Genomic DNA, 21,665 nt, shown 5'->3' with positions numbered 1-21,665 from the left:
AAGAAATCATTTATGAAGAACAATAAGTCTGAACCTATCTCCGTCATGGATTACCGCCAGTACCGCAGAGTGCGGAGGCTGGTGCATGAGTGCTGTAACTACATCGACGGAAACTGTATCGCCCTGGACGATGGGGAGGAATGTGTCTGTGTCCAGTCCATTTCCTATTCCCTGTTATGCCGGTGGTTCCGGGCGGCGGTGCTACCGCTGGATAGGGAACTGGAAACGGCCCTGTTCCACCGCCTGGACGCCAAGCGTTGCGCCGTATGTAGGGCGCTGTTTACCCCCGGTTCTAACAGGGCCAAATACTGCCCGGAATGTGCCGCACGCATGAAGCGGATCAACGCCGCAAAGCGCAAGCGGAAACAACGGGAGAAATGTCACGCTTTAGGGGCTGAAAAACCATTGTAAATCAAGGCTTTTTTCGAGGGTGTCAAAGGCAGGCTGATAGATTTATCCTCCGACCCCTAAAACGGCCTTAAAATGCGTACAGAATCCCAAGAGAAACCCCAAGGAGGAACCCTATGTCAGACAACCGAAAATATTATTACCTGAAACTCAAAGAAAACTATTTTGACGATGATTCCATCGTGCTGCTGGAAAGTATGCAGGATGGTGTGCTGTATTCCAACATTCTGCTCAAGCTGTATCTGAAATCGCTGAAACATGGTGGACGGCTTCAACTTGACGAGGACATTCCTTACACGGCGCAGATGATCGCCACCATTACCCGCCAGCAGATCGGCACTGTGGAGAGAGCCTTGCAGATCTTTTTGAAGCTGGGTCTTGTGGAAGTGCTGGAGAGCAGCACATTCTACATGAGCAACATCGAACTTTTAATAGGCCAGTCCTCTACCGAGGCCGAGCGAAAGCGGGCTGCAAGGCTTCAAAATAAGGCTCTTTCTGCGCCCCGGACAAACGGCGGACATTTGTCCGACATTCGTCCACCAGAGATAGAGATAGAGTTAGAGAAAGAGATAGAGATAAAGAGAGAGATAGAGAAGGGACACCCCGCCCACATATGGCCGTTACCAGAATGTTTTCCTGACGGATGAAGAACTGGCAGACTTGCAGGCCAGCTTTCCTGCTGTATGGGAACAGTACATCGAAAAACTGTCCGAGTACATGGCTTCTACCGGCAAGCGTTATCAGAGCCATGCAGCGACCATCCGGCGCTGGGCCGGTGAGGACGCGAAGAAAGCAGCCTCGCCCACCCGCAACCGGGATTACAGCGTAAAGGAGGATGAAACCGTATGATTGAGATTACCGCAGAAATCCGGGCGCTGATCGACAAGGCAGCCGCCGGTGTGGAACTGGCCGGGGACGAGTACATAGACCCGGCAGACGGCCTCATTCACTGTAAGAAATGCGGCGGCCAGAGGCAGACCGTTGTGCCATGCTTTGGGAAATCCGGCTACTTTATGCCGCGCTGCATCTGCCAGTGCCAGCGGGAGGCTGAGGAGCAGCGCAAGGCTGCTGAAGAACGGCAGCGCCGCATGGAGCGTATCAAACGCCGAAAGGCACAGGGCTTGCAAGACCGCTATCTCTATGACTACACCTTTGCCAACGACAACGGCGAAAACCCATTGATGGACAAGGCCCGCGCCTATGTGGAGAACTGGAAGGAGGCATATAAGAGCAATATCGGGCTTTTGCTGTTTGGAGATGTGGGAACCGGCAAATCTTTCTTCGCCGGATGTATTGCCAACGCTTTGCTTGACCAGGATGTGCCGGTGCTGATGACGAACTTCCCCACCATTCTGAACCGCCTGACCGGGATGTTCTCTGAGGACAGGTCGGAGTTTATTGCCAGCTTTGACGAGTATGACCTGCTTATCATTGACGATCTGGGAGTAGAGCGCAGTACCGAATATGCTATGGAGCAGATGTTTTTCGTCATTGACAGCCGCTACCGCAGCCGCAGGCCCATGATTATCACAACAAACTTGAAACTAGTCGAGTTGAAAAACCCGCCTGATCTGGCCCACGCCCGTATCTATGACCGTATTCTGGAACGGTGTGCGCCGATTCTTTTTGACGGGAAGAATTTCCGGGAAGAAAATGCCGGTGCTACCCGACAGACAGCAAAAGACATTGTAAACAGTAAGCACGACTGATTTTTTACCGGGCGGCACAGACCCGTTCGGAGAAAGGAGCGCCATGAACAGAGAACCCCGTACTATGCAGGTGGCAGACGCCGCTGCTGCGTCCAGAGCGCCGGAAAACACGCCAGCGATGGTAAAGAAAATCGGCAAGACAACCTACAAGGTTCATGTCCATTTCAGCAATACCAGCACAGAAACCATGAGCGATAAAATCAAGCGTATGCTCAAAAATGAAATTCAGCAGATGTGACAGACTGATAAACGAAGCCGCCTTGTGCTAAACTGATGATGGTACGCACCAAAATTTTTGTCAAGGAGGACACGAAAATGCTTTACACAGAAAAAGAGAAGCATGAAATTGAACGAGTAAAGGAGGTCTTTACGGAACATCTGCGGCAAAGCCCTGATTTTGAACTGCTCTGGTCGGACAAGGTAGGCTATGTCTGGCTGGCGATTGGCGTCAATCCAGTCTATGTGGATACCGGTATCAGAATCGAATCAGCCGCCGATCTCTGCGGCAGGTGTTTGGATGATGTTGCTACGGATGTTTTATATATGACAGGCAACGATCATGCACTGGAAGCAGCCGATCCGCTGGAATTGGCCGAAATCAAGCGGTGCTGGGAGCCATATATCAACCAGCTGCCAGACTATGCGTATCTCTGCAAAGACCTGCTGAACGGAAAAATGTAATCTATCAAACAAGGTGTCAGGAGCCATACGGTGCTTCTGGCACCTTTTTTGTAGATTTTTTGTGAATTTGATTAAAAAGTCCTTGACAATTTGTCTCTGGCAAGACGGCAAAAAGCATTTTAATTTCCTGCGGTGCGCGGCTTGCTCCCTTTGATATTCCCCAGCTCCGGGAGATCATGTCCTATGACGAACTGGAGCTTGACCGCATGGGAGATCGACGCACAGCTACTTTTTTCTGTATCAGCGATACCGACAGTACCTACAATTTCCTTGTGGCGCTGGCCTTTTCGCAGATGTTCAATCTCCTGTGCGAACGGGCGGACAATGTTCACGGCGGGCGGCTGCCCTATCATGTGAGGGTGCTGTGGGACGAGGCGGCCAACACCGGACAGGTGCCGACTTTGGAAAAGCTGGTGGCGGTCATCCGCTCACGGGAGATCAGCCTGTGCCTGCTGTATCAGCAGCTTGCTCAATGCAAGGCCATTTACGATAAGAACACTGAAACCATCCTTGGCAACATGGACAGCGTGCTGTTCCTCGGTGGCCGTGAGGCCAGCACCATCAAGGAAATTTCCGAGAACTGGCTGGGCAAGGCCACCATCTCCATGCAGACCGAGGGGCGCTCACGGGGCCAGTCTGAAAGTTACAGTCAGAACACCCAACGGCTGGGGCGGGAGCTGATGACCCCAAGTGAACTCGCCACCATGCCCGGAGATCGGTGCATTTTGCAGCTCCGGGGGCTGCCGCCGTTCTATTCCAAAAAGTATGATTTGAAACAGCACCCCAATTATCGCTTTACGGCGGAGGCCGATAAACAGAAAAACGCTTTTGACCTTGACAGGCTCATTAACCGCCGCAGGCGGCCCGGTCTGAACGAGGCGTGTACGATGTATGAGGTGACTGTGCCGGACGATGCACTCACAGAAGAGGACGAGGACATCCTCAACTATGATGACATCGACGATCCAGACGCCTTTGCATAAACGCTTCGAGACAAAGTGTCCCGAAGTTTGTAACCTGCCGCCTGCAAGGGCGGCTTTTTTGTTACCGGGAAAATCCCGGAGAAATGGAGGCTTATATGGCATTTTTCTCATCTGCAATCGACACTTTACAGACCCTCGTTATTGCTCTCGGTGCTGGCCTTGGCGTGTGGGGCGTGGTTAATCTGCTGGAGGGCTACGGCAACGATAACCCCGGCGCAAATGCTCATGTACGGTAAGGAAGCAAGCAACCGAAAACAAGAGATAGACCGCCAGCACTACACTATTCCGAACCAAAGACCAAAAGATAAGCATTGTGGGAAAATCTAAACTTTTGGATTTTCCTACAATGCCAACTACGGCGGAATCCCTCCCACTCCTTATATCTTTCTGTATACATTGAATTTGTATTTAGTAAAATGCAGACAACACCACGGATCGGCTTTTGGTTGGACAATTCCAACCAAACACCACAGCAGACAGCAGAAAACATTCTGAACGCTAGGAAGCCGGTATGATTGTTACATATAAGGGGAAGAAAAATTTCTTTTAGGTACTTGCTTTCCTAAAACTGATGTGATACAATGATTTAATCCAGAAAAGGAGTAAAAAATATGCGGCAAGGTATTCTTAAATAAAACTATAATCAAATAGTGGGAACAAAGGATTATGATAGCTCCTTTTGTAGGGGCTTAGTTTTTTGTACCCAATTTAAGAATACTTTTGCCTTATCAATTTTGACATATCCCCAAAAACAGCAATCACAAACAGGTGTATGCTGTATATGTGTATGTCCGCAACTTATAATCCCCAGTGGTAAAAGTATTTTACTGCTGGGGATTTTTATGCCCTTTGGGGCTGTAAAGGGAGGACAATCACATGAAAATAATCAATATTGGAATTCTTGCCCATGTAGACGCTGGAAAGACGACCTTGACGGAGAGCCTGCTATATGCCAGCGGAGCCATTTCAGAACCGGGGAGCGTCGAAAAAGGGACAACGAGGACGGACACCATGTTTTTGGAGCGGCAGCGTGGGATTACCATTCAAGCGGCAGTCACTTCCTTCCAGTGGCACAGATGTAAAGTTAACATTGTGGATACGCCCGGCCACATGGATTTTTTGGCGGAGGTGTACCGCTCTTTGGCTGTTTTAGATGGGGCCATCTTGGTGATCTCCGCTAAAGATGGCGTGCAGGCCCAGACCCGTATTCTGTTCCATGCCCTGCGGAAAATGAACATTCCCACCGTTATCTTTATCAACAAGATCGACCAGGCTGGCGTTGATTTGCAGAGCGTGGTTCAGTCTGTTCGGGATAAGCTCTCCGCCGATATTATCATCAAGCAGACGGTGTCGCTGTCCCCGGAAATAGTCCTGGAGGAAAATACCGACATAGAAGCATGGGATGCGGTCATCGAAAATAACGATGAATTATTGGAAAAGTATATCGCAGGAGAACCAATCAGCCGGGAAAAACTTGCGCGGGAGGAACAGCAGCGGGTTCAAGACGCCTCCCTGTTCCCAGTCTATCATGGCAGCGCCAAAAATGGCCTTGGCATTCAACCGTTGATGGATGCGGTGACAGGGCTGTTCCAACCGATTGGGGAACAGGGGGGCGCCGCCCTATGCGGCAGCGTTTTCAAGGTTGAGTACACCGATTGCGGCCAGCGGCGTGTCTATCTACGGTTATACAGCGGAACGCTGCGCCTGCGGGATACGGTGGCCCTGGCCGGGAGAGAAAAGCTGAAAATCACAGAGATGCGTATTCCATCCAAAGGGGAAATTGTTCGGACAGACACCGCTTATCAGGGTGAAATTGTTATCCTTCCCAGCGACAGCGTGAGGTTAAACGATGTATTAGGGGACCAAACCCGGCTCCCTCGTAAAAGGTGGCGCGAGGACCCCCTCCCCATGCTGCGGACGACGATTGCGCCGAAAACGGCAGCGCAAAGAGAACGGCTGCTGGACGCTCTTACGCAACTTGCGGATACTGACCCGCTTTTGCGTTGCGAAGTGGATTCCATCACCCATGAGATCATTCTTTCTTTTTTGGGCCGGGTGCAGTTGGAGGTTGTTTCCGCTTTGCTGTCGGAAAAATACAAGCTTGAAACAGTGGTAAAGGAACCCTCCGTCATTTATATGGAGCGGCCGCTCAAAGCAGCCAGCCACACCATCCATATCGAGGTGCCGCCCAACCCGTTTTGGGCATCCATAGGACTGTCTGTTACACCACTCTCGCTTGGCTCCGGTGTACAATACGAGAGCCGGGTTTCGCTGGGATACTTGAACCAGAGTTTTCAAAACGCTGTCAGGGATGGTATCCGTTACGGGCTGGAGCAGGGCTTGTTCGGCTGGAACGTAACGGACTGTAAGATTTGCTTTGAATACGGGCTTTATTACAGTCCGGTCAGCACGCCGGCGGACTTCCGCTCATTGGCCCCGATTGTATTGGAACAGGCATTGAAGGAATCGGGGACGCAGCTGCTGGAACCTTATCTCTCCTTCATCCTCTATGCGCCCCAGGAATACCTTTCCAGGGCTTATCATGATGCACCGAAATACTGTGCCACCATCGAAACGGCCCAGGTAAAAAAGGATGAAGTTGTCTTTACTGGCGAGATTCCCGCCCGCTGTATACAGGCATACCGTACTGATCTGGCCTTTTACACCAACGGGCGGAGCGTATGCCTTACAGAGCTGAAAGGATATCAGGCCGCTGTCGGTCAGCCGGTCATCCAGCCCCGCCGTCCAAACAGCCGCCTGGACAAGGTGCGCCATATGTTTCAGAAGGTAATGTAAAGATACATAATCGTCAAGACGGCAACAATCAGAAGTTATGGAGGGTAACAATGGAATATAGTAAGGAAGATTTAATGGAAGCAAAAAAGCAAATTTGGGGAGTGGGAGAGAACATGGGAACAGAGGAAAGTAAAAAAATCTGGGAGGAGAACGCACAATTTTGGGATAATGCAATGGGTGACGAATCTAATGAATTTCACAGAGAGGTAGTGCGTCCCAAAGTAACGGAACTTCTATCTCCTAATCCTGCGGATTACATTTTGGATATTGCGTGTGGCAATGGAAATTATTCTTCGTATCTTGCACAAAGAGGCGCTTCGGTTGTCGCTTTTGATTACAGCAAAAAAATGATAGAATTGGCTAAAAGACGGCAATCACAATATGCAAAACAAATTGAATTTTGTGTGGCGGATGCGACCGATAGAAAAGTATATTAGAATTAAAAAGAAATCGAGCCTTTACGAAAGCAGTTTCTAATATGGCAATTATGGATATTACGGATATTGAACCACTTCTTATGGCTGTTTATGAACTGTTGCAGGAAAGCGGAATTTTTGTCTTTGCAACGCAACACCCTTGTTTTGTCACGTTGACTGAAAAATATATGACACCGCACAGTTACTATGATATAGCGATTGAAGGGCAACCGAAAGAGCAGATTTATTATCATCGTTCCATACAAGATATTTTTAACCTTTGTTTTAGAGCTGGATTTGTCATTGATGGATTTTATGAAGAATGTTTTAAAACCAACAAAGAAATTCCTATGGTAATGATAGTAAGGCTTAAGAAGGTAAAACGTGATAGCTTAAAATAAATTCAAGTTTGTCGGGTAAATAGCAAACCCAGCCGAGCCAGTCAACGGTCAAGATGAACGGCGCATATGCGCAGCCGTTGACAGCCCCGCCCGCCTTTGCTGGTAGGCAATCAAGGGGCGACAGCCTAAAGTGCTGCCGCCCCTTACTATCATAAAAAGCAACTACTAACCAGCCACAGCCCTTTTGGGAGGAAAGGGGGATTTTCCATGACCTGTACAGAAGAATATCGGGAACATATCGAGTACACTTTCCATGCCTTTTGCAAAGTCGTTATCCGAAATGCAACGATCAACGCAGCGAGGACACGGAGCAGGAAGCACAAAAGAGAAATATCCCTTGAATACCTCACAGACGAAAAGCACTACCCTTTAGGCACGACAGATGAATATTTCCAAGCCCCGGAGCCGGACGAGGAATACATACTTACCCTTTGCGGCGATACGGTCATTTTCAGCAGCGGCTTACTTGCGGAAGCCCTGTCACGGCTGGACGAACGGGAGCGGGAAATGATTTACCTGTCCTTTTTCAAGCGTATTCCACAGCACGAAATTGGCAGACAGTACGGGCGCAGCCGCAGCACAGCGGGCTACCATATCCGAAAAGCCCTACGGCAGCTCCAAGCGGAAATGGAGGGAATAGCGCATGAAGAATAACAGGCTTCTCCCTTATGAAACAATCGTACAAGCCGCCAGCGGGGAGCCGGAAGCGGTGGGAACCGTGTTGCAGTATTACCGCCGCCGCATACAGTGTGCCGCCCGTGTGAATGGACGGATAGACCAAGATACAGAGGACTACATCACCCAGACGCTTCTCACAGCTATATTCAAGTTCCGCTTTGGGAGATAGCTCTACCGCCTACAACTGAATAACCGCCGCTTCGCCGGCAACCAGAAAGCAGTAAATCTATTCAACGGATTTGCTGCTTTTTTCGTTCCTGTTCGGCGTTTTTGAAAATCCCCAGTATGAAAAAACAAAAGAGAAAATAGCCGCCGCAGTTGGCAAAAGCCTGTTCCTATCCGTGGAGGGTATCAAAGAAAAAATACTGCCATTGTCCGCCTATTCCGGCTTGCGTGGTGTTGTAGGGAATAAGGGGAAATTTCTAAAAATCTCCGTCTATTCTGCTTTTCGTGGTGTTGTAGGTAGTGAAAGGAAAATTTTCAAGATATGCCGGAATAGCGGGTAGCAAAGCCCTTTTGAAACGTCTTGTTAGCGGAAAGGACGGGAACCGGGGAACGCCGGAGTTTTTCAGAGCAAGATTCTACCACAGTACCAAAATTCGCTTATCCGCTCATTTTGCCCCTGCGGGAATCTTGTTGGGGAGTGCCTTCCCCAAACCCTGCTATGCGCCCTGTCGGGCGAGAAAGGAGGTCACAGACCATGCGAAAGAAATACAACACGCCCCACCGCCGCCATGTGGTTAAAACCCGCCTGTCTGATGAAGAATACGCCGACTTCACGGAGCGGCTGGCGGCGTATGAAATCAGCCAGTCCGAATTTATCCGGCAAGCCATACGGGGAGCGACCATACGCCCCGTGATTACCGTTTCCCCTGTCAATGACGGGCTGCTTGCCGCCCTCTCCAAGCTCACAGCGGAGTACGGGAAAATCGGTGGAAACCTCAACCAGATAGCCCGGAGCCTTAACGAGTACGGCGCACCTTATACCGCCTTATCCGGCGAGGTACGGGGAGCTGCCGCCGACCTTGCCGCCTTGAAGTTTGAAGTCTTGCAGAAAGTAGGTGAAGCCGTTGGCGATACTCAAACATATCAGCTCTAAAAATGCCAACTACGGGAACGCTGAAAAATACCTCACATTCGAGCATGACGAGTTTACCATGAAGCCCACCCTTGACGCAGACGGGCGGCTCATACCGAGGGCAGACTACCGCATATCCTCTCTGAATTGTGACGGGGAGGATTTTGCCGTTGCCTGTATGCGCTCCAATCTCCGCTATGGCAAGAACCAGAAACGGGAGGACGTTAAGAGCCACCACTATATCATCAGCTTTGACCCACGGGACGGCCCGGACAACGGCTTGACCGTTGATCGGGCGCAGGAGCTGGGCGAGAAGTTCTGCGCCGAGCATTTCCCCGGACACCAGGCTCTTGTCTGCACCCACCCGGACGGGCACAGCCACACCGAAAATATCCATGTGCATATCGTCATTAACAGTCTGCGGATTGCGGAGGTTCCCATGCTGCCCCACATGGACAGGCCAGCGGACAGGAAAGCAGGCTGCAAGCACCGCTGCACAGACGCAGCTATGAACTATCTGAAAGCCGAAGTCATGGAAATGTGCCACAGCGAGGGGCTTTATCAGATAGACCTTTTGAACGGCAGCAAGGAGCGCATTACCGAGCGTGAATATTGGGCGCAGAAGAAAGGACAGGTTGCGCTGGATAAAGCAAACGCCCCTATGATTGCGGACGGTATCACGCCCCGGCAGACCAAGTTTGAAACGGATAAGGCGAAGCTGCGCCGGACTATCCGGGAAGCCCTTGCCGCTGCTTCCGGCTTTGATGAGTTTGCCGCCCTGCTTCTCCGGCATGGTGTGACCGTCAAGGAGAGCCGGGGGCGGCTAAGTTACCTCACGCCGGACAGGACGAAGCCAATTACCGCCCGGAAGCTGGGGGACGATTTTGACCGGGCTGCTGTCCTCTCCGTTTTGGAGCAGAACGCCGCCAGAGCCGCCGAAAAACCCGCAGCCATAGCGGAATACCCCGGCAGTATCAAAGACCGCTTACGGACGAAAAAAGAAGCGAAAAACGCCCCGAACAATGACGCTGTACAGCGCATGGTAGACATAGCCGCCAAGCGAGCCGAGGGGAAAGGACGGGGCTATGAGAAGTGGGCGACTATGCACAACCTCAAACAGATGTCGGCTACCCTCATGCTCTACCAGCAGTACGGCTTTTCTTCCCCGGACGAGCTGGACGCTGCCATTTCCGCAGCCAACGCCGCCACGCAGGAGAGCCTTGCCGGGCTGAAAGGGCTGGAAGCCGCTATCCGGGAGAAAAAGGAATTGCAGCGCAACCTTTTGGGCTATATCGGCACGAAGCCCGCCCGTGACGGTCTGAAAGCGCAGAAATCGGAGAAAGCCCGGAGAGCCTACCGGGAGCAGCACGAAAGCGATTTTCTCATAGCGGACGCAGCCGCCCGCTATTTCCGGGAGCATGGAATAACCAAGCTGCCCGCCAGCAAAGCCCTGCAAAGGGAGATCGAGCAGCTTACCGTTCAGAAGAACGCCGGATATAACGACTACCGGGAGAAACGGCAGCGGGCGCAGGAGCTTCAGACAGTCAGACGCAATATCGACCAGATTTTAAGGGGCGCACCGAGCCAGCAGAAAAAGCACGAACAGGAGCGTTAAAGACTGCCCCGAAATGATACCGAAACCCTACAAAAATACAGGTATGATATGAACCCTTACCGCAATACTCCCCGACTTCCAAACGGGGCTTACAGGGCAGAAAAAGCCCGAAAATGACACCGAGAACATACAGAAAATGCCCCCTATCCTGTTGCACCGATAGGAACGGCAGAAAGGAGCTTACCATTGCCGAGAATGAGCAAAAAGCGGCGGCTGGAATGGTCTTTCTTCCTCAACCACCGCAACCGTATCACTTACAACGACCTATGCCGGGGCTGCACCCGTGACTGCAAACAGAGCTTCCGGGCGGTTATCATACTATGCCCCCACTATTATTCCAAACGCTGGAAAAAGGAGGACACAGCCTATGGCAGATAACCGCAAATATTACTACCTCAAGCTGAAAGAGAGCTATTTTGATGATGACGCAATCGTTCTGCTGGAAAGTATGCAGGACGGCGTTATCTATTCCAACATCCTCTTGAAGCTGTACTTGAAATCGCTGAAAAACGGCGGGAAATTGCAGCTTGACGAGAATATCCCCTACACCGCCCAGATGATTGCGACCATTACCCGCCAGCAGGTAGGCACCGTAGAGAGAGCCTTGAAAATCTTTATGAAGCTGGGGCTTGTGGAGCCTTTGCAAAGCGGCGCACTCTACATGAGCAACATTGAGCTTTTAATCGGCCAGTCCTCTACCGAGGGGGAGCGCAAGCGCAGGGCGAGGCTGGCTTTGCAGGAACAAAAAGCCCTGCCGCAGACAGGGGCGGACAAATGTCCACCATATCGAGCGGACATTTGTCCACCAGAGATAGAGATAGAGAAAGAGATAGATATAGAGATAGAAAAAGAGAGAGAGTTAGAAACAGGACACCCCGCCCCCGCCGCCTATGGCAGATACCACAATGTTATTCTTTCCGATACGGAGCTTGACGGGCTGAAAACAGAGCTTCCCGGCAAGTGGGAGTATTACATTGACCGCTTATCCTGCCATATCGCTTCCAGCGGGAGGAAATACAAGAGCCATGCAGCCACGATTTTCAAGTGGGCGCAGGAGGACGCAGCCAAGAAAGCCCCGAAAAAGGGCATACCCGATTATACCTGCAAGGAGGGCGAGAGCTTATGACGAATGGATTTGACGAAATGATTTTGAATATGACCGATACCACGCCGGAGCCGGAGGACTACACAGGCGAGGACGGGCTTTTATACTGCGGCAAATGCCGCAAGCCCAAAGAAGCCTATTTCCCGGAGGGCAAGAGCCTTTTCGGGCGTGACCGCCACCCGGCAGAATGTGACTGCCAGCGGGCAGAGCGTGAGAAACGGGAAGCCGCAGAGAAACAGCGCAGCCACCTTGAAACTGTCGAGCGGTTGAAGCGGCGGGGCTTCACAGACCCGGCTATGCAGGGCTGGACGTTTGAGAACGACAACGGCAAATGTCCGCAAATGGAACATGCACATTTCTATGTGGAGAACTGGGAAGCTATGAAAGAGCGCAACATTGGCTATCTGCTATGGGGCGGCGTTGGCACAGGCAAGAGCTATTTTGCGGGCTGTATCGCAAATGCCCTTATGGAGCGTGAAATCCCCGTGTGCATGACAAACTTTGCATTGATACTCAATGACCTTGCCGCCAGCTTTGAGGGCAGGAACGAATACATCTCCCGGCTATGCAGCTTCCCGCTGCTTATCCTTGATGATTTTGGAATGGAACGGGGAACGGAATACGGCTTAGAGCAGGTCTACAACGTGATTGACAGCCGTTACCGCAGCGGCAGGCCGCTGATCGTCACGACCAATCTCACGCTGGAGGACTTGCAGCACCCGGAGGACACCGCCCACGCCCGCATTTATGACCGTCTGATTGAAATGTGTTCCCCTGTCCGCTTTACCGGGAGCAACTTCCGAAAAGCCACGGCGCAGGAGAAAATGGAACAATTGAAAAAGCTGATGAATAGAAAGGAGAGCCGCCTATGACCAACACCCCAAAGAATGACCGCAGCACCCGCCGCCCGGATTGCGTGACGGAAATCCGCATGGGCAACTCTGTCCTTGTCGTTTCCGGCTATTTCAAGCAGGACACCACCGCCACCGCCGCCGATAAAATGCTGAAAGTGCTGGAAGCGGAAGCTGCTACACAAAAATCGGCAATTTGACGGGACGTAAAGAAGCAAAAAGGACTGTACAGCCAGCCCCGGCGTGTGGTATGATAGTCATACGGAATAGTGGGGCTGGCTGTCGGAAATGGAGGACACTATGTTAAGACAGACCACCCGAAACCTTATTACCGCCCTTTATCCGAGATTATCCCACGAGGACGAGCTGCAAGGTGAGAGCAATTCTATTTCAAACCAGAAGCGTATTCTTGAAACCTATGCGAAGCAGAACGGCTTTTCCAATCTGCAATGGTACACAGATGACGGTTATTCTGGGGCGAACTTCCAAAGACCCGGTTTTCAAGCCATGCTTGCGGACATTGAAGCCGGAAAAGTCGGCACCGTTATCGTCAAGGATATGTCACGGTTAGGGCGAAACTATCTGCAAGTGGGAATGTATACGGAAATGATTTTCCCACAGAAAGGCGTCCGCTTTATCGCTATCAATGACGGAGTGGACAGCGCACAGGGCGACAATGATTTTGCCCCTCTGCGGAACATTTTTAACGAATGGCTGGTGAGAGATACGAGCAAGAAAATCAAAGCAGTAAAACGGTCTAAGGGTATGAGCGGGAAGCCCGTCACGAGCAAACCCGTATACGGCTACCTTATGGACGAGGACGAAAATTTTATCATTGACGGGGAAGCCGCCCCTGTCGTGCGGCAGATTTACAGCTTGTGCCTTGCCGGGAACGGGCCGACCAAGATAGCCCGTATGCTCACAGAGCAGGAAATCCCCACGCCGGGAACGCTGGAATACCGCCGGACGGGAAGCACCCGCCGCTACCACCCCGGCTATGAGTGCAAGTGGGCGACCAATACCGTGGTACATATCCTTGAAAACAGGGAGTACACGGGCTGTCTGGTAAACTTCAAGACGGAGAAGCCGTCCTACAAGACCAAGCACAGCGTAGAGAACCCCATTGAGAAACAGGCGATTTTCGAGAACCACCACGAGCCTATCATTGACACCCAGATGTGGGAGCGTGTGCAGGAGTTACGCAAGCAGCGCAAACGCCCGAACCGCTATGATGAAGTGGGCTTATTCTCCGGCATACTCTTTTGTGCCGACTGCGGCAGCGTCCTTTACCAGCAGCGTTACCAGAACGCCACCCGCAAGCAGGATTGTTACATCTGCGGGAGCTACAAGAAGCGTACCGTTGACTGTACGGCGCATTTTATCCGCACCGACCTGTTGACCGCCGGAGTGACCGACAATCTGCGGAAAGTTACCAGCTATGCAGCGAAGCATGAAGCCCGTTTTATGAAGCTGCTGATCGAGCAGAACGAGGACGGGGGCAAGCGCAGGAACGCCGCAAGGAAAAAGGAGCTGGAAGCCGCCGAGAAGCGTATCAGCGAGTTATCCGCTATCTTCAAGCGGCTGTATGAGGACAGCGTGACCGGGCGCATTTCAGACGAGCGTTTCACAGAACTGTCGGCAGACTATGAAGCCGAGCAGAAAGAACTGAAAGAGAGAGCCGCCGCTATCCGGGCAGAGCTTTCCAAAGCGCAGGAAGCCACGGTAAACGCAGAAAAGTTTATGAATGTTGTCCGCAAGTATACCAGTTTTGAAGAACTTACCCCTACCCTTTTGCGTGAGTTTGTGGAGAAAATCGTTGTGCATGAGTGCAGCTATGACGAGAACGGCACACGCAGACAGGACATTGATATTTACTACTCTTTCGTTGGCAAGGTAGACCTGCCCGAATGACCGCCCGACCTATCCGGCGCAATGCGCAAGTGCCGGATAGGAACGGCAAAATTTTTTACACTTCTATTGCTTCTTTATCACATCTGAGCAAAGTCTCAGGGCATGAAGCAGCTCATGGCTAATTAGTTGGAACAAAAAACGAAAGGAAAAGCACAATCCAGACGGTATCAGCGGCAGTCTACAAGAATAAATTGTGATTTCACAAGATTGGTGTTATAATAAGAGAAAAGTTCCTGCCGGGGCAGCCGCCCCGGTGGTATGGATAGAAAGGCAGGAAAACAATATGCACATCAGCTATAAACCACTCTGGCACACACTGTTAGAGCGTGATATGAGAAAAGAGGATTTAAGGCTTGCTGCTGGTATGACAACAAATATGATTGCCAACATGAGCAAAGAGGGAAAGCACATCAGCATGGATACATTAGCCCGTATCTGCGAAACGCTGAATTGTGAGATTACCGATGTGATTGAGTTAGTACCAGACGAGCCTACTTCCACAGGAGGTAAGGAACATGAGCGAATTGAAACCAAGAATAACGGAAAATGGAATTGATTATATTCTTGTCGGAGATTACTACATCCCAGACTTGAAACTGCCGGAGGAACACCGCCCCATCGGAAAATATGGACGGATGCACCGGGAATATTTAAGAGAAGTCCATCCAGCCAGATTGAACACATTGATACTGACCGGAGAATTGTGGACATATCTTGCAGACCTGAACGAACAGGCACAGAAGCGGTTCGATACCATCATGGAGCAGATGAAAGCTGCCGAGGGTGTGACTGAGGAATTAAAGCGTACCTGTCAAATGGAATGGGTGCAGCGTTGCAATAACATTCGCAACCGGGCAGAAGAAATTATTTTGCATGAGATGATTTATTCATAACGATATGGTAGAATAATTATGATAAATCGAAATCTATAAAGGAGAATATTGATGAAACTATTTTTATGTTCGCACTTTTCAAGTGTAGGAAGTCTGATAAAGGAAGAAATTGAAAATAAGAAAGTCGCATTTATTCCAACAGCTTCGCTGCGTGAAGGCTACATCGGTTATGTCGGCTCGGCTCGAAAATTATTCAAAAAGTTGGGAGCAATCGTAACTGAAATTGATATTTCAACGGAGGCTTATTCAACGATACAGTCTGTTTTTGAAAATGCAGATGTGATATATTTTACCGGCGGAAATTCTTTTTTTCTTATGGACCAGCTCCGTAAGACGGGAGCTGATGGGCTGCTGAAAAAGGAATTGGCAAATGGAAAATTGATGATCGGCGAGTCGGCAGGCGCAATTATATGCGCTCCAAGCATCCAATATATCGAGCAAATGGATGAAAAGCCGGAGGACTACTCACAAGAAGATGATGCAGGGATTGATTTGATTGATTTCTATGTTCTTCCGCATTATCTTACAGCACCATTTAAGAAAGTTACCGAGAAAATAATGACTGAGTTTTCGGATTTGAATCTATGCCCAATTAACAACCGTCAGGGAATTGTAATTGATGGTGAAGGTTCAAAGGTTATTTGCAAAGACTAATTTGAAAATTCCTGTTTTTGAAACCGGAAAATCGGAAGCTGAGGGGATAGACTATTGAGAACATATGAGAATAAAGACGAGCTTAAAAACGAGATAAATAAAAGCTTTGCAAAGTATATTTCAGAATTTAATGATATTCCTGAGCATTTAAAAGATAAGAGAGTTGATGAGATCGATCGAACTCCAGCTGAAAATCTTGCTTATCAGGTCGGCTGGACAACTCTTGTTATTAAATGGGAATCAGACGAAAGAAAGGGTATTCCTGTCAAAACTCCTTCGGATAATTTTAAGTGGAATCAGCTTGGCGAATTATATCAATGGTTCACAGATACATATGCCCAGCTGTCACTGCAAGAATTGAAAGACAGATTGAATGAGAATATCAACTCTATTTATGCAATGATTGATTCTCTGAGTGAGGAAGAATTATTTAAACCACATATGAGAAAATGGGCTGACGAAGCAACTAAAACAGCTGTCTGGGAAGTATACAAATTCATACATGTTAATACAGTTGCTCCGTTCGGAACCTTTAGAACCAAGATTAGAAAATGGAAAAAGATTGCACTATAACTTCCAGCTTGTCTTTCAGAAATTCTAACTGAATAATCACAGCACGAACCGCTGCTACATGGAATGAAGCCAACAAACCATGCAACAGCGGTTTTTCTTTACCATTTTTTCCTCTGGCTGATAGGCGTTCCCATTTTCTTTGATTTTTGGAGAATCCGAATCAGCCAGCGAAATTCTTCTTCCGATAAATTTTTGTAGTTGATACCGAGTTGCTTGCAGTAAAGCATTGCCAGTTTTTCCAAACGGCTGCCCTTGAAATTTACGACGGCTTCCAGATTTTCTTTCAGTTCATCGGCAACGGTGGTCTGGGGCGCACTTTCACTGTCCTTTTTGTGGGATTCCCGAATATCCCGGATAATCAGGTTGAGGTCATCCAGAACCATGTGGCTGAAATATTCATCATCACTGATATGGGCAGCTTGCAGCACTTTCAAATGCGGGTCATCTTCGCCGGGGCGATACCGTTCAATGATTTCATGCCGGACGGTATCAACAAGTGCATTGAGGTTTTGAATCTGCATGGTGGCAATCCCGTCCACATAAATCTCAATGTCTGCAAGAAACTTGATAAAATCTTTATGTGTGGCAAGCTCACAGAGCAGACGGTTGTTAATCCGACCGCTTTTCAGAAGTGCAACCATCTCATCGTTCAAATGCAGCTCCGTCAATGGCGTGTTGATCTGCTCCCTGTTCTCTGTCCGGCACAGCAGATAATCGACGGAAACCCCATAGAAGTCTGCCAGCGTGATAAGGTTTCCATGATTGATTTCCTTAAAATCTTCTTTTTCATAACTGCCAAGGGCTGATTTAGAAATACCCGTTAGTTTTGATAGTTCTTCCAGATTTAAGCCTTTGTCCTTGCGGAGTTCCCAAAGGCGTTCCTGTATGCTTGTTGCTCCTTTCATGGGCACACGCTCCTTTCCAACGGTTTCATTGCTGCCGCTTATCTGGATTATATCACACTTTCCGTAATCGTGGAAATTTCTGATTTTTACCCTTAATTCCTACTTTGTGGACATACGGCACAGGGCACAAAAATGTTCTATGATACAGGTAGTTCATCGATGGATTATTCCAATCGAATGACCAGCCTGTGTGGGATATGCTTCCCCGGCGATGTAGCGCCATGAATTTTGGCAGGGATATGGAGGAACCCTGACCAAAACGAGCGTACCAAAGGGAGCGATACGCCGCTGTGAGATTCAGGGGAGGAACGACACCGGGGAGAACTGGCGAACTGACACCGAAATGATACCGAAACACAACAATCTGATAGGGGGACAGTCTACCCTATCGCTGATACTTCGGGAGATTTTAAGCGGCTCTATGGCTGTAATTTTACCGAAAATCGCCCCGAAACCATACACTAAAACGGGAGGAAGCGCAATATGCCGAGAATGAGCAAAAAGAGGAAGTATGAGCTTTCCTTTTACCTCAATGACCGGGGGCGTGTCACTTACAACGAATTATGCCGGAAATGCCAGCATGGGTGCAAGCAGAGCTTCCGGGCGGTTGTGATTGACTGCCCCTGTTATTTATCCAAACGAGCAAAGAAAAAGGAGGAACACACAGAATGAATTTTGAATTTATGACGATAGACACACCATTGCCGCCCTGTATGCCTTTTCCCAGAGCGTTGACAGGATTTCCAGTCAGCAGCACCGCAAAGGTCATGTACTGCCGGATGCTGGACGCTATGCTCTCCAAAGGGCAGGAGGACGAGAACGGAATCCTCTTTGTCTGCTTCCCTGTCACAGCCATTGCCGCAGTCCTGTCCCGCAGCCCCATGACGGTCAAGCGTTCTCTGAATGAACTGGAAACCGCCGGGCTTATCATGCGGGTGCGTCAGGGCGTTGGAGAACCAAACAGGATTTATGTGCTGATACCGGGAAAGGAGGACGCTGCCCTTGCCTGATACCTCAAAGCTGGAAAAGCTAAACCGGGAGCTGGAGAAAAGCGAAAAGAAACTGCGGAAAGCCATCAATGATGAAAAGGCATTGCAGCACCAGTTGAAGCAGCTTACCCGAAAGGAACGGACACACCGGCTCTGTACTCGTGGCGGTATGCTGGAAAGTTTTCTGCAAGAGCCGGAACGCCTGACGGATGATGATGTCATGCTGTTGTTGAAACTCATTTTTCACAGGCAGGACACGCAGGAACTATTGAAAAAACTGTTGGAACGGGAGAAGCCGGAAACCCCTTAGTTTACTAAGGGCGCAATTATACACCACCCAGAGGTTGGTGCATTGCGTTCTCCGAAGGCTCCTCGCCGGAGGGCTGTGATTTTCCGCAGTCATGGTCTGCTCCAAATCATACAGGGGACGCTACGCTTCCCCTGCGCTGGCTACCACCAGCTACCCTTTTGTGGACTTGCCGCCCGGAAACACCTTGCGCTGCAAGCTGCTCCCAGCCGACAAGTTTTACAAAATCTCTCTGTACTTTGAGGGTCGAATAAAGTATAATGAAGTCAATGAGAAATCGGGAGTTGGAGGTATTCACTATGAAAAAGATTATAACCGTAACGCTTTGCATTGTGCTGGTTCTTCTCTTTGCCGGATGCGGAAAGAACGGTGATACATCAAAAGTGGAAATTGATTATGGAGCATCTTCCGTTTATTCAAAAGAAGAAATAGATTCTGCCATTGAGATTATAAAAAAGCAGTTCGCTTCGTTTGAGGGCTGTGAATTGCATAGCCTTTCTTATATGCCGGATGAAGAATGCAACAATGCAGATAACATTGAATGGATGAACGATTTAAGAACGGATGATAATAAAGAAGCCTTTACGCAATGTATTGCATTTGAAAGCAGTTTTCGTTCGCCGAAAAAAGGTGGCGGTGCATGGGAGGCTAACGAAGAATACACTTGGTCATGGTGGCTTGCACGGAGTGAAGGCGGAGAATGGAATCTGATGACTTGGGGTTATTGATAAGAGTAGAAAATTCTAAGTTATGGAGGTATATATTATGAGAGTAATGATTTCAATCATTCTTATGGTAATTGCGGCGGTGGTCGGTTTTTTCTTTGGTGCTGGAATGAACGAAGCAATGGGTGGAGCAATACTACTTTCAATGATTACAGGTTTTGCTTGCACCATTAGTGCTATTGAAAAGAACAAGAAGGACTGACAACTTCAAGTTTGCCACTCACACATCGGGTCAACTTGCTCCCGAACTTTTACAACTAAATATCCGCCGCCCACAAAGCGGCACACCAAGCAGGAAATCTGAAAAAGGTTGCCTGCTTTTTTTCTGCCCAAAATGAGGTGGTAAAACGCCACCCCATCCGCCAATCACAGAAAGGAGTGACACGAAATGCCCTGTCCACACAACGAAATTTCTATTGTGCGGCGAAGCCAACAGCAGTCTGCGGTTGCCGCCGCTGCTTACCAAAGCGGCGAAAAGCTGTTCTGTGAATACGATCAGGAAGAGAAGCACTACCCGGAAAAGCGTGGTATCGTCCACAATGAAATCCTGCTCCCGGCAAATGCCCCGCCGGAGTATGCAGACCGCAATACCCTATGGAACGCCGCCGAAGCGGTGGAGAAGCAGTGGAACTCTCAGCTTGCAAGGCGGTGGGTGCTTACCATCCCCAAAGAGATACCGCCCGACCAGTATGCTGTCCTTGTCCGGGAGTTTTGTGAACAGCAGTTTGTTTCCAAAGGAATGATTGTTGACTTTGCCATCCATGACACCCACCCGCCGGGACACAATCCCCACGCCCATGTCCTGTTGACTATGCGGGCAATGGACAAACATGGGAAATGGCTTCCCAAGAGCCGCAAGGTTTATGACCTTGACGAGAATGGGGAACGGATTAAACTTCCGTCCGGCAGATGGAAAAGCCACAAGGAGGATACGGTGGACTGGAACGACCAGAAGTATTGTGAAATCTGGCGGCATGAATGGGAGGTCATCCAGAACCGTTATCTGGAAGCCAATGACCGCCCGGAGCGTGTGGACTTGCGTTCCTATGCCAGACAGGGGCTTGATATAGTCCCCACTGTCCATGAGGGAGCTGCTGTCCGGCAGATGGAAAAGCGAGGTATCCAGACGAATATCGGCAACCTGAACCGGGAAATCAGAGCCGCCAACAGTCTGATGAAGTCCATCCGGCAGCTTATCCAAAACCTCAAAGGCTGGATTACCGAGCTGGGAGAAAAACGGAAAGAGCTGCTTGCACAAAAAGCGGCGGAGGAAGCGACACTTCTTCCCAATCTGCTGATGAAGTACATGGAGATACGAAAGGAAGAACGGAAGGACTGGACGAGGGCTGGACAGAACCGGGGGACTTCACAGGACTTAAAGGCAGTCAGCGAAGCCCTGTCCTATCTCCGGCAAAAGGGGCTTTCCACTGTGGAGGACCTAGAAGCGTTTCTGGAATCTTCCGGGAAATCAGCCGCAGATTACCGCAATCAGATGAAGCCAAAGGAAGCCCGCAGCAAAGTGATTGACGGGATTCTTGCCAGCCGGACAGACTGCAAGGAATGTAAGCCTGTCTATGAGAAGTACCAGAAGATATTTTTCAAGAAAACAAAGGAGAAATTCAAACAGGAACACCCGGAGGTCGCCCGGTATGCGAAAGCCGCCGCCTACCTTGCCAAGCACCCGGACGATAAGGACAGCACCCAAAAGGAACTGCAACAGGAGCAGGAAAAACTTCTCAGCGAAATCGCAGAGCTGAAAGTACCGCTGACAGAGGTGCAGGAGGATTTGAAGAAGCTGCGGGATATCCGCTACTGGGTACAGAAAGCCACCCCCGGCACAGAGGAAAGCAAAGAGCCGCCCAAGAAGCAGCCCATCAAGGAAGTCTTGCAGGATAAGGCAGACGAGAAAAAAGCACAAAGAACTGCCCAGGAACAGACGAAACACAGACAACAGGATATGGAACTTTAACAGGCACTTGCCATTTTC

26 protein-coding genes and 4 pseudogenes are annotated in these 21,665 nt (G+C 49.7%); 29 read left to right on the top strand and 1 reads right to left on the bottom strand.

What is annotated here, in order from left to right:
- The first annotated feature begins 12 nt into the window (after nt 1–12).
- The 23 genes and pseudogenes from ACI0CA_RS12210 (at nt 13) to ACI0CA_RS12100 (ending at nt 16,752) form a co-directional block, all read left to right on the top strand.
- Nucleotides 13–411, top strand: a complete 399-nt coding sequence (locus ACI0CA_RS12210; RefSeq protein ID WP_308450142.1) for a cysteine-rich VLP domain-containing protein — start codon at nt 13–15, stop codon at nt 409–411.
- Between the two features lie 113 nt (nt 412–524).
- A pseudogene (locus ACI0CA_RS12205) lies at nt 525–1,257 on the top strand (phage replisome organizer N-terminal domain-containing protein).
- Nucleotides 1,254–2,117 carry an ATP-binding protein gene (locus tag ACI0CA_RS12200; protein ID WP_343284644.1) on the top strand — a complete coding sequence of 288 codons (864 nt, stop codon included), beginning with the start codon at nt 1,254–1,256 and terminating at the stop codon, nt 2,115–2,117. The pseudogene ACI0CA_RS12205 and the gene ACI0CA_RS12200 overlap by 4 nt, the downstream one beginning before the upstream one ends.
- A gap of 43 nt (nt 2,118–2,160) precedes the next feature.
- On the top strand, nt 2,161–2,355 hold the full coding sequence (locus ACI0CA_RS12195; protein WP_262524842.1) for a transposon-encoded TnpW family protein: 195 nt from the start codon (nt 2,161–2,163) through the stop codon (nt 2,353–2,355).
- A 77-nt stretch (nt 2,356–2,432) separates the two neighbouring features.
- Entirely contained in the window at nt 2,433–2,798 is a 366-nt protein-coding gene (locus ACI0CA_RS12190; RefSeq protein WP_343284645.1) for a hypothetical protein, read from the top strand.
- An 86-nt stretch (nt 2,799–2,884) separates the two neighbouring features.
- Nucleotides 2,885–3,781, top strand: a pseudogene (locus ACI0CA_RS12185) (VirD4-like conjugal transfer protein, CD1115 family); the annotation flags it as partial.
- 95 nt (nt 3,782–3,876) lie between these two features.
- A pseudogene (locus ACI0CA_RS12180) lies at nt 3,877–4,005 on the top strand (Maff2 family mobile element protein); the annotation flags it as partial.
- Nucleotides 4,006–4,657: 652 nt separating this feature from the next.
- Nucleotides 4,658–6,577: a tetracycline resistance ribosomal protection protein Tet(W) gene (gene tet(W) / locus ACI0CA_RS12175; protein ID WP_002586627.1), complete on the top strand. Its 1,920-nt coding sequence runs from the start codon at nt 4,658–4,660 to the stop codon at nt 6,575–6,577.
- Between the two features lie 50 nt (nt 6,578–6,627).
- A pseudogene (locus ACI0CA_RS12170) lies at nt 6,628–7,394 on the top strand (class I SAM-dependent methyltransferase).
- Between the two features lie 207 nt (nt 7,395–7,601).
- A complete protein-coding gene (locus ACI0CA_RS12165; protein ID WP_009242486.1) occupies nt 7,602–8,048 on the top strand; it encodes an RNA polymerase sigma factor in 447 nt (148 codons plus the stop codon).
- Nucleotides 8,038–8,241, top strand: coding sequence for a helix-turn-helix domain-containing protein (locus ACI0CA_RS12160; RefSeq protein WP_009242485.1), 204 nt, complete (start codon nt 8,038–8,040; stop codon nt 8,239–8,241). Before ACI0CA_RS12165 ends, ACI0CA_RS12160 begins: the two co-directional genes overlap by 11 nt.
- A gap of 70 nt (nt 8,242–8,311) precedes the next feature.
- The gene (locus tag ACI0CA_RS12155) at nt 8,312–8,578 is read left to right on the top strand and encodes a hypothetical protein (RefSeq protein ID WP_009321212.1); all 267 of its coding nucleotides are present in this window, start codon (nt 8,312–8,314) and stop codon (nt 8,576–8,578) included.
- A 194-nt stretch (nt 8,579–8,772) separates the two neighbouring features.
- The gene (locus tag ACI0CA_RS12150) at nt 8,773–9,171 is read left to right on the top strand and encodes a plasmid mobilization protein (RefSeq protein WP_009242484.1); all 399 of its coding nucleotides are present in this window, start codon (nt 8,773–8,775) and stop codon (nt 9,169–9,171) included.
- Nucleotides 9,143–10,765, top strand: coding sequence for a relaxase/mobilization nuclease domain-containing protein (locus ACI0CA_RS12145; protein WP_147571847.1), 1,623 nt, complete (start codon nt 9,143–9,145; stop codon nt 10,763–10,765). The genes ACI0CA_RS12150 and ACI0CA_RS12145 overlap by 29 nt, the downstream gene beginning before the upstream one ends.
- A gap of 186 nt (nt 10,766–10,951) precedes the next feature.
- Nucleotides 10,952–11,143, top strand: coding sequence for a hypothetical protein (locus tag ACI0CA_RS12140; RefSeq protein ID WP_083804884.1), 192 nt, complete (start codon nt 10,952–10,954; stop codon nt 11,141–11,143).
- Entirely contained in the window at nt 11,133–11,891 is a 759-nt protein-coding gene (locus ACI0CA_RS12135; RefSeq protein WP_147571846.1) for a phage replisome organizer N-terminal domain-containing protein, read from the top strand. Before ACI0CA_RS12140 ends, ACI0CA_RS12135 begins: the two co-directional genes overlap by 11 nt.
- Nucleotides 11,888–12,742: an ATP-binding protein gene (locus ACI0CA_RS12130; RefSeq protein ID WP_147571845.1), complete on the top strand. Its 855-nt coding sequence runs from the start codon at nt 11,888–11,890 to the stop codon at nt 12,740–12,742. The genes ACI0CA_RS12135 and ACI0CA_RS12130 overlap by 4 nt, the downstream gene beginning before the upstream one ends.
- A complete protein-coding gene (locus ACI0CA_RS12125) occupies nt 12,739–12,921 on the top strand; it encodes a transposon-encoded TnpW family protein (RefSeq protein ID WP_009242481.1) in 183 nt (60 codons plus the stop codon). Before ACI0CA_RS12130 ends, ACI0CA_RS12125 begins: the two co-directional genes overlap by 4 nt.
- A 100-nt stretch (nt 12,922–13,021) precedes the next feature.
- The gene (locus ACI0CA_RS12120) at nt 13,022–14,632 is read left to right on the top strand and encodes a recombinase family protein (protein WP_009242480.1); all 1,611 of its coding nucleotides are present in this window, start codon (nt 13,022–13,024) and stop codon (nt 14,630–14,632) included.
- Nucleotides 14,633–14,825: 193 nt separating this feature from the next.
- Nucleotides 14,826–15,188: a helix-turn-helix domain-containing protein gene (locus ACI0CA_RS12115; protein WP_325213449.1), complete on the top strand. Its 363-nt coding sequence runs from the start codon at nt 14,826–14,828 to the stop codon at nt 15,186–15,188.
- A complete protein-coding gene (locus ACI0CA_RS12110; RefSeq protein ID WP_007047426.1) occupies nt 15,148–15,525 on the top strand; it encodes a TnpV protein in 378 nt (125 codons plus the stop codon). Before ACI0CA_RS12115 ends, ACI0CA_RS12110 begins: the two co-directional genes overlap by 41 nt.
- Before the next feature lie 51 nt (nt 15,526–15,576).
- Nucleotides 15,577–16,179 (top strand): Type 1 glutamine amidotransferase-like domain-containing protein, encoded by a 603-nt coding sequence (locus ACI0CA_RS12105; protein WP_446806521.1) that lies wholly within the window; start codon nt 15,577–15,579, stop codon nt 16,177–16,179.
- A gap of 54 nt (nt 16,180–16,233) precedes the next feature.
- The gene (locus ACI0CA_RS12100; protein WP_007047424.1) at nt 16,234–16,752 is read left to right on the top strand and encodes a ClbS/DfsB family four-helix bundle protein; all 519 of its coding nucleotides are present in this window, start codon (nt 16,234–16,236) and stop codon (nt 16,750–16,752) included.
- A gap of 98 nt (nt 16,753–16,850) precedes the next feature.
- Here ACI0CA_RS12100 and ACI0CA_RS12095 read toward each other — a convergent pair whose 3' ends face one another.
- Nucleotides 16,851–17,657, bottom strand: a complete 807-nt coding sequence (locus ACI0CA_RS12095; RefSeq protein ID WP_343284647.1) for a helix-turn-helix domain-containing protein — start codon at nt 17,655–17,657, stop codon at nt 16,851–16,853.
- A gap of 483 nt (nt 17,658–18,140) precedes the next feature.
- Between ACI0CA_RS12095 and ACI0CA_RS12090 the strand changes: the two genes are divergently transcribed.
- The 6 genes from ACI0CA_RS12090 to mobQ all read left to right on the top strand — a co-directional run bounded on the left by ACI0CA_RS12090 (nt 18,141) and on the right by mobQ (nt 21,647).
- Complete coding sequence (locus tag ACI0CA_RS12090; protein WP_005927683.1) at nt 18,141–18,329, top strand: hypothetical protein; 189 nt, start codon at nt 18,141–18,143, stop codon at nt 18,327–18,329.
- Entirely contained in the window at nt 18,326–18,667 is a 342-nt protein-coding gene (locus ACI0CA_RS12085; RefSeq protein ID WP_003020305.1) for a DeoR family transcriptional regulator, read from the top strand. The genes ACI0CA_RS12090 and ACI0CA_RS12085 overlap by 4 nt, the downstream gene beginning before the upstream one ends.
- Nucleotides 18,660–18,956, top strand: coding sequence for a DUF3847 domain-containing protein (locus ACI0CA_RS12080; RefSeq protein ID WP_002594808.1), 297 nt, complete (start codon nt 18,660–18,662; stop codon nt 18,954–18,956). Before ACI0CA_RS12085 ends, ACI0CA_RS12080 begins: the two co-directional genes overlap by 8 nt.
- Nucleotides 18,957–19,252: 296 nt before the next feature.
- Nucleotides 19,253–19,681 (top strand): hypothetical protein, encoded by a 429-nt coding sequence (locus ACI0CA_RS12075; protein ID WP_024739829.1) that lies wholly within the window; start codon nt 19,253–19,255, stop codon nt 19,679–19,681.
- 37 nt (nt 19,682–19,718) lie between these two features.
- Entirely contained in the window at nt 19,719–19,880 is a 162-nt protein-coding gene (locus tag ACI0CA_RS12070; RefSeq protein ID WP_172754431.1) for a hypothetical protein, read from the top strand.
- A gap of 186 nt (nt 19,881–20,066) precedes the next feature.
- Nucleotides 20,067–21,647 (top strand): MobQ family relaxase, encoded by a 1,581-nt coding sequence (mobQ, locus tag ACI0CA_RS12065; RefSeq protein WP_395507149.1) that lies wholly within the window; start codon nt 20,067–20,069, stop codon nt 21,645–21,647.
- Nucleotides 21,648–21,665: the final 18 nt, after the last annotated feature.

The organism is Hominenteromicrobium mulieris, from assembly GCF_046197855.1.
Classification (GTDB): Bacteria; Bacillota; Clostridia; order Oscillospirales; family Acutalibacteraceae; genus Hominenteromicrobium; species Hominenteromicrobium mulieris.
Note: the sequence above shows the minus strand (reverse complement) of the source record. Positions and strands in the feature narration are given on the sequence as shown.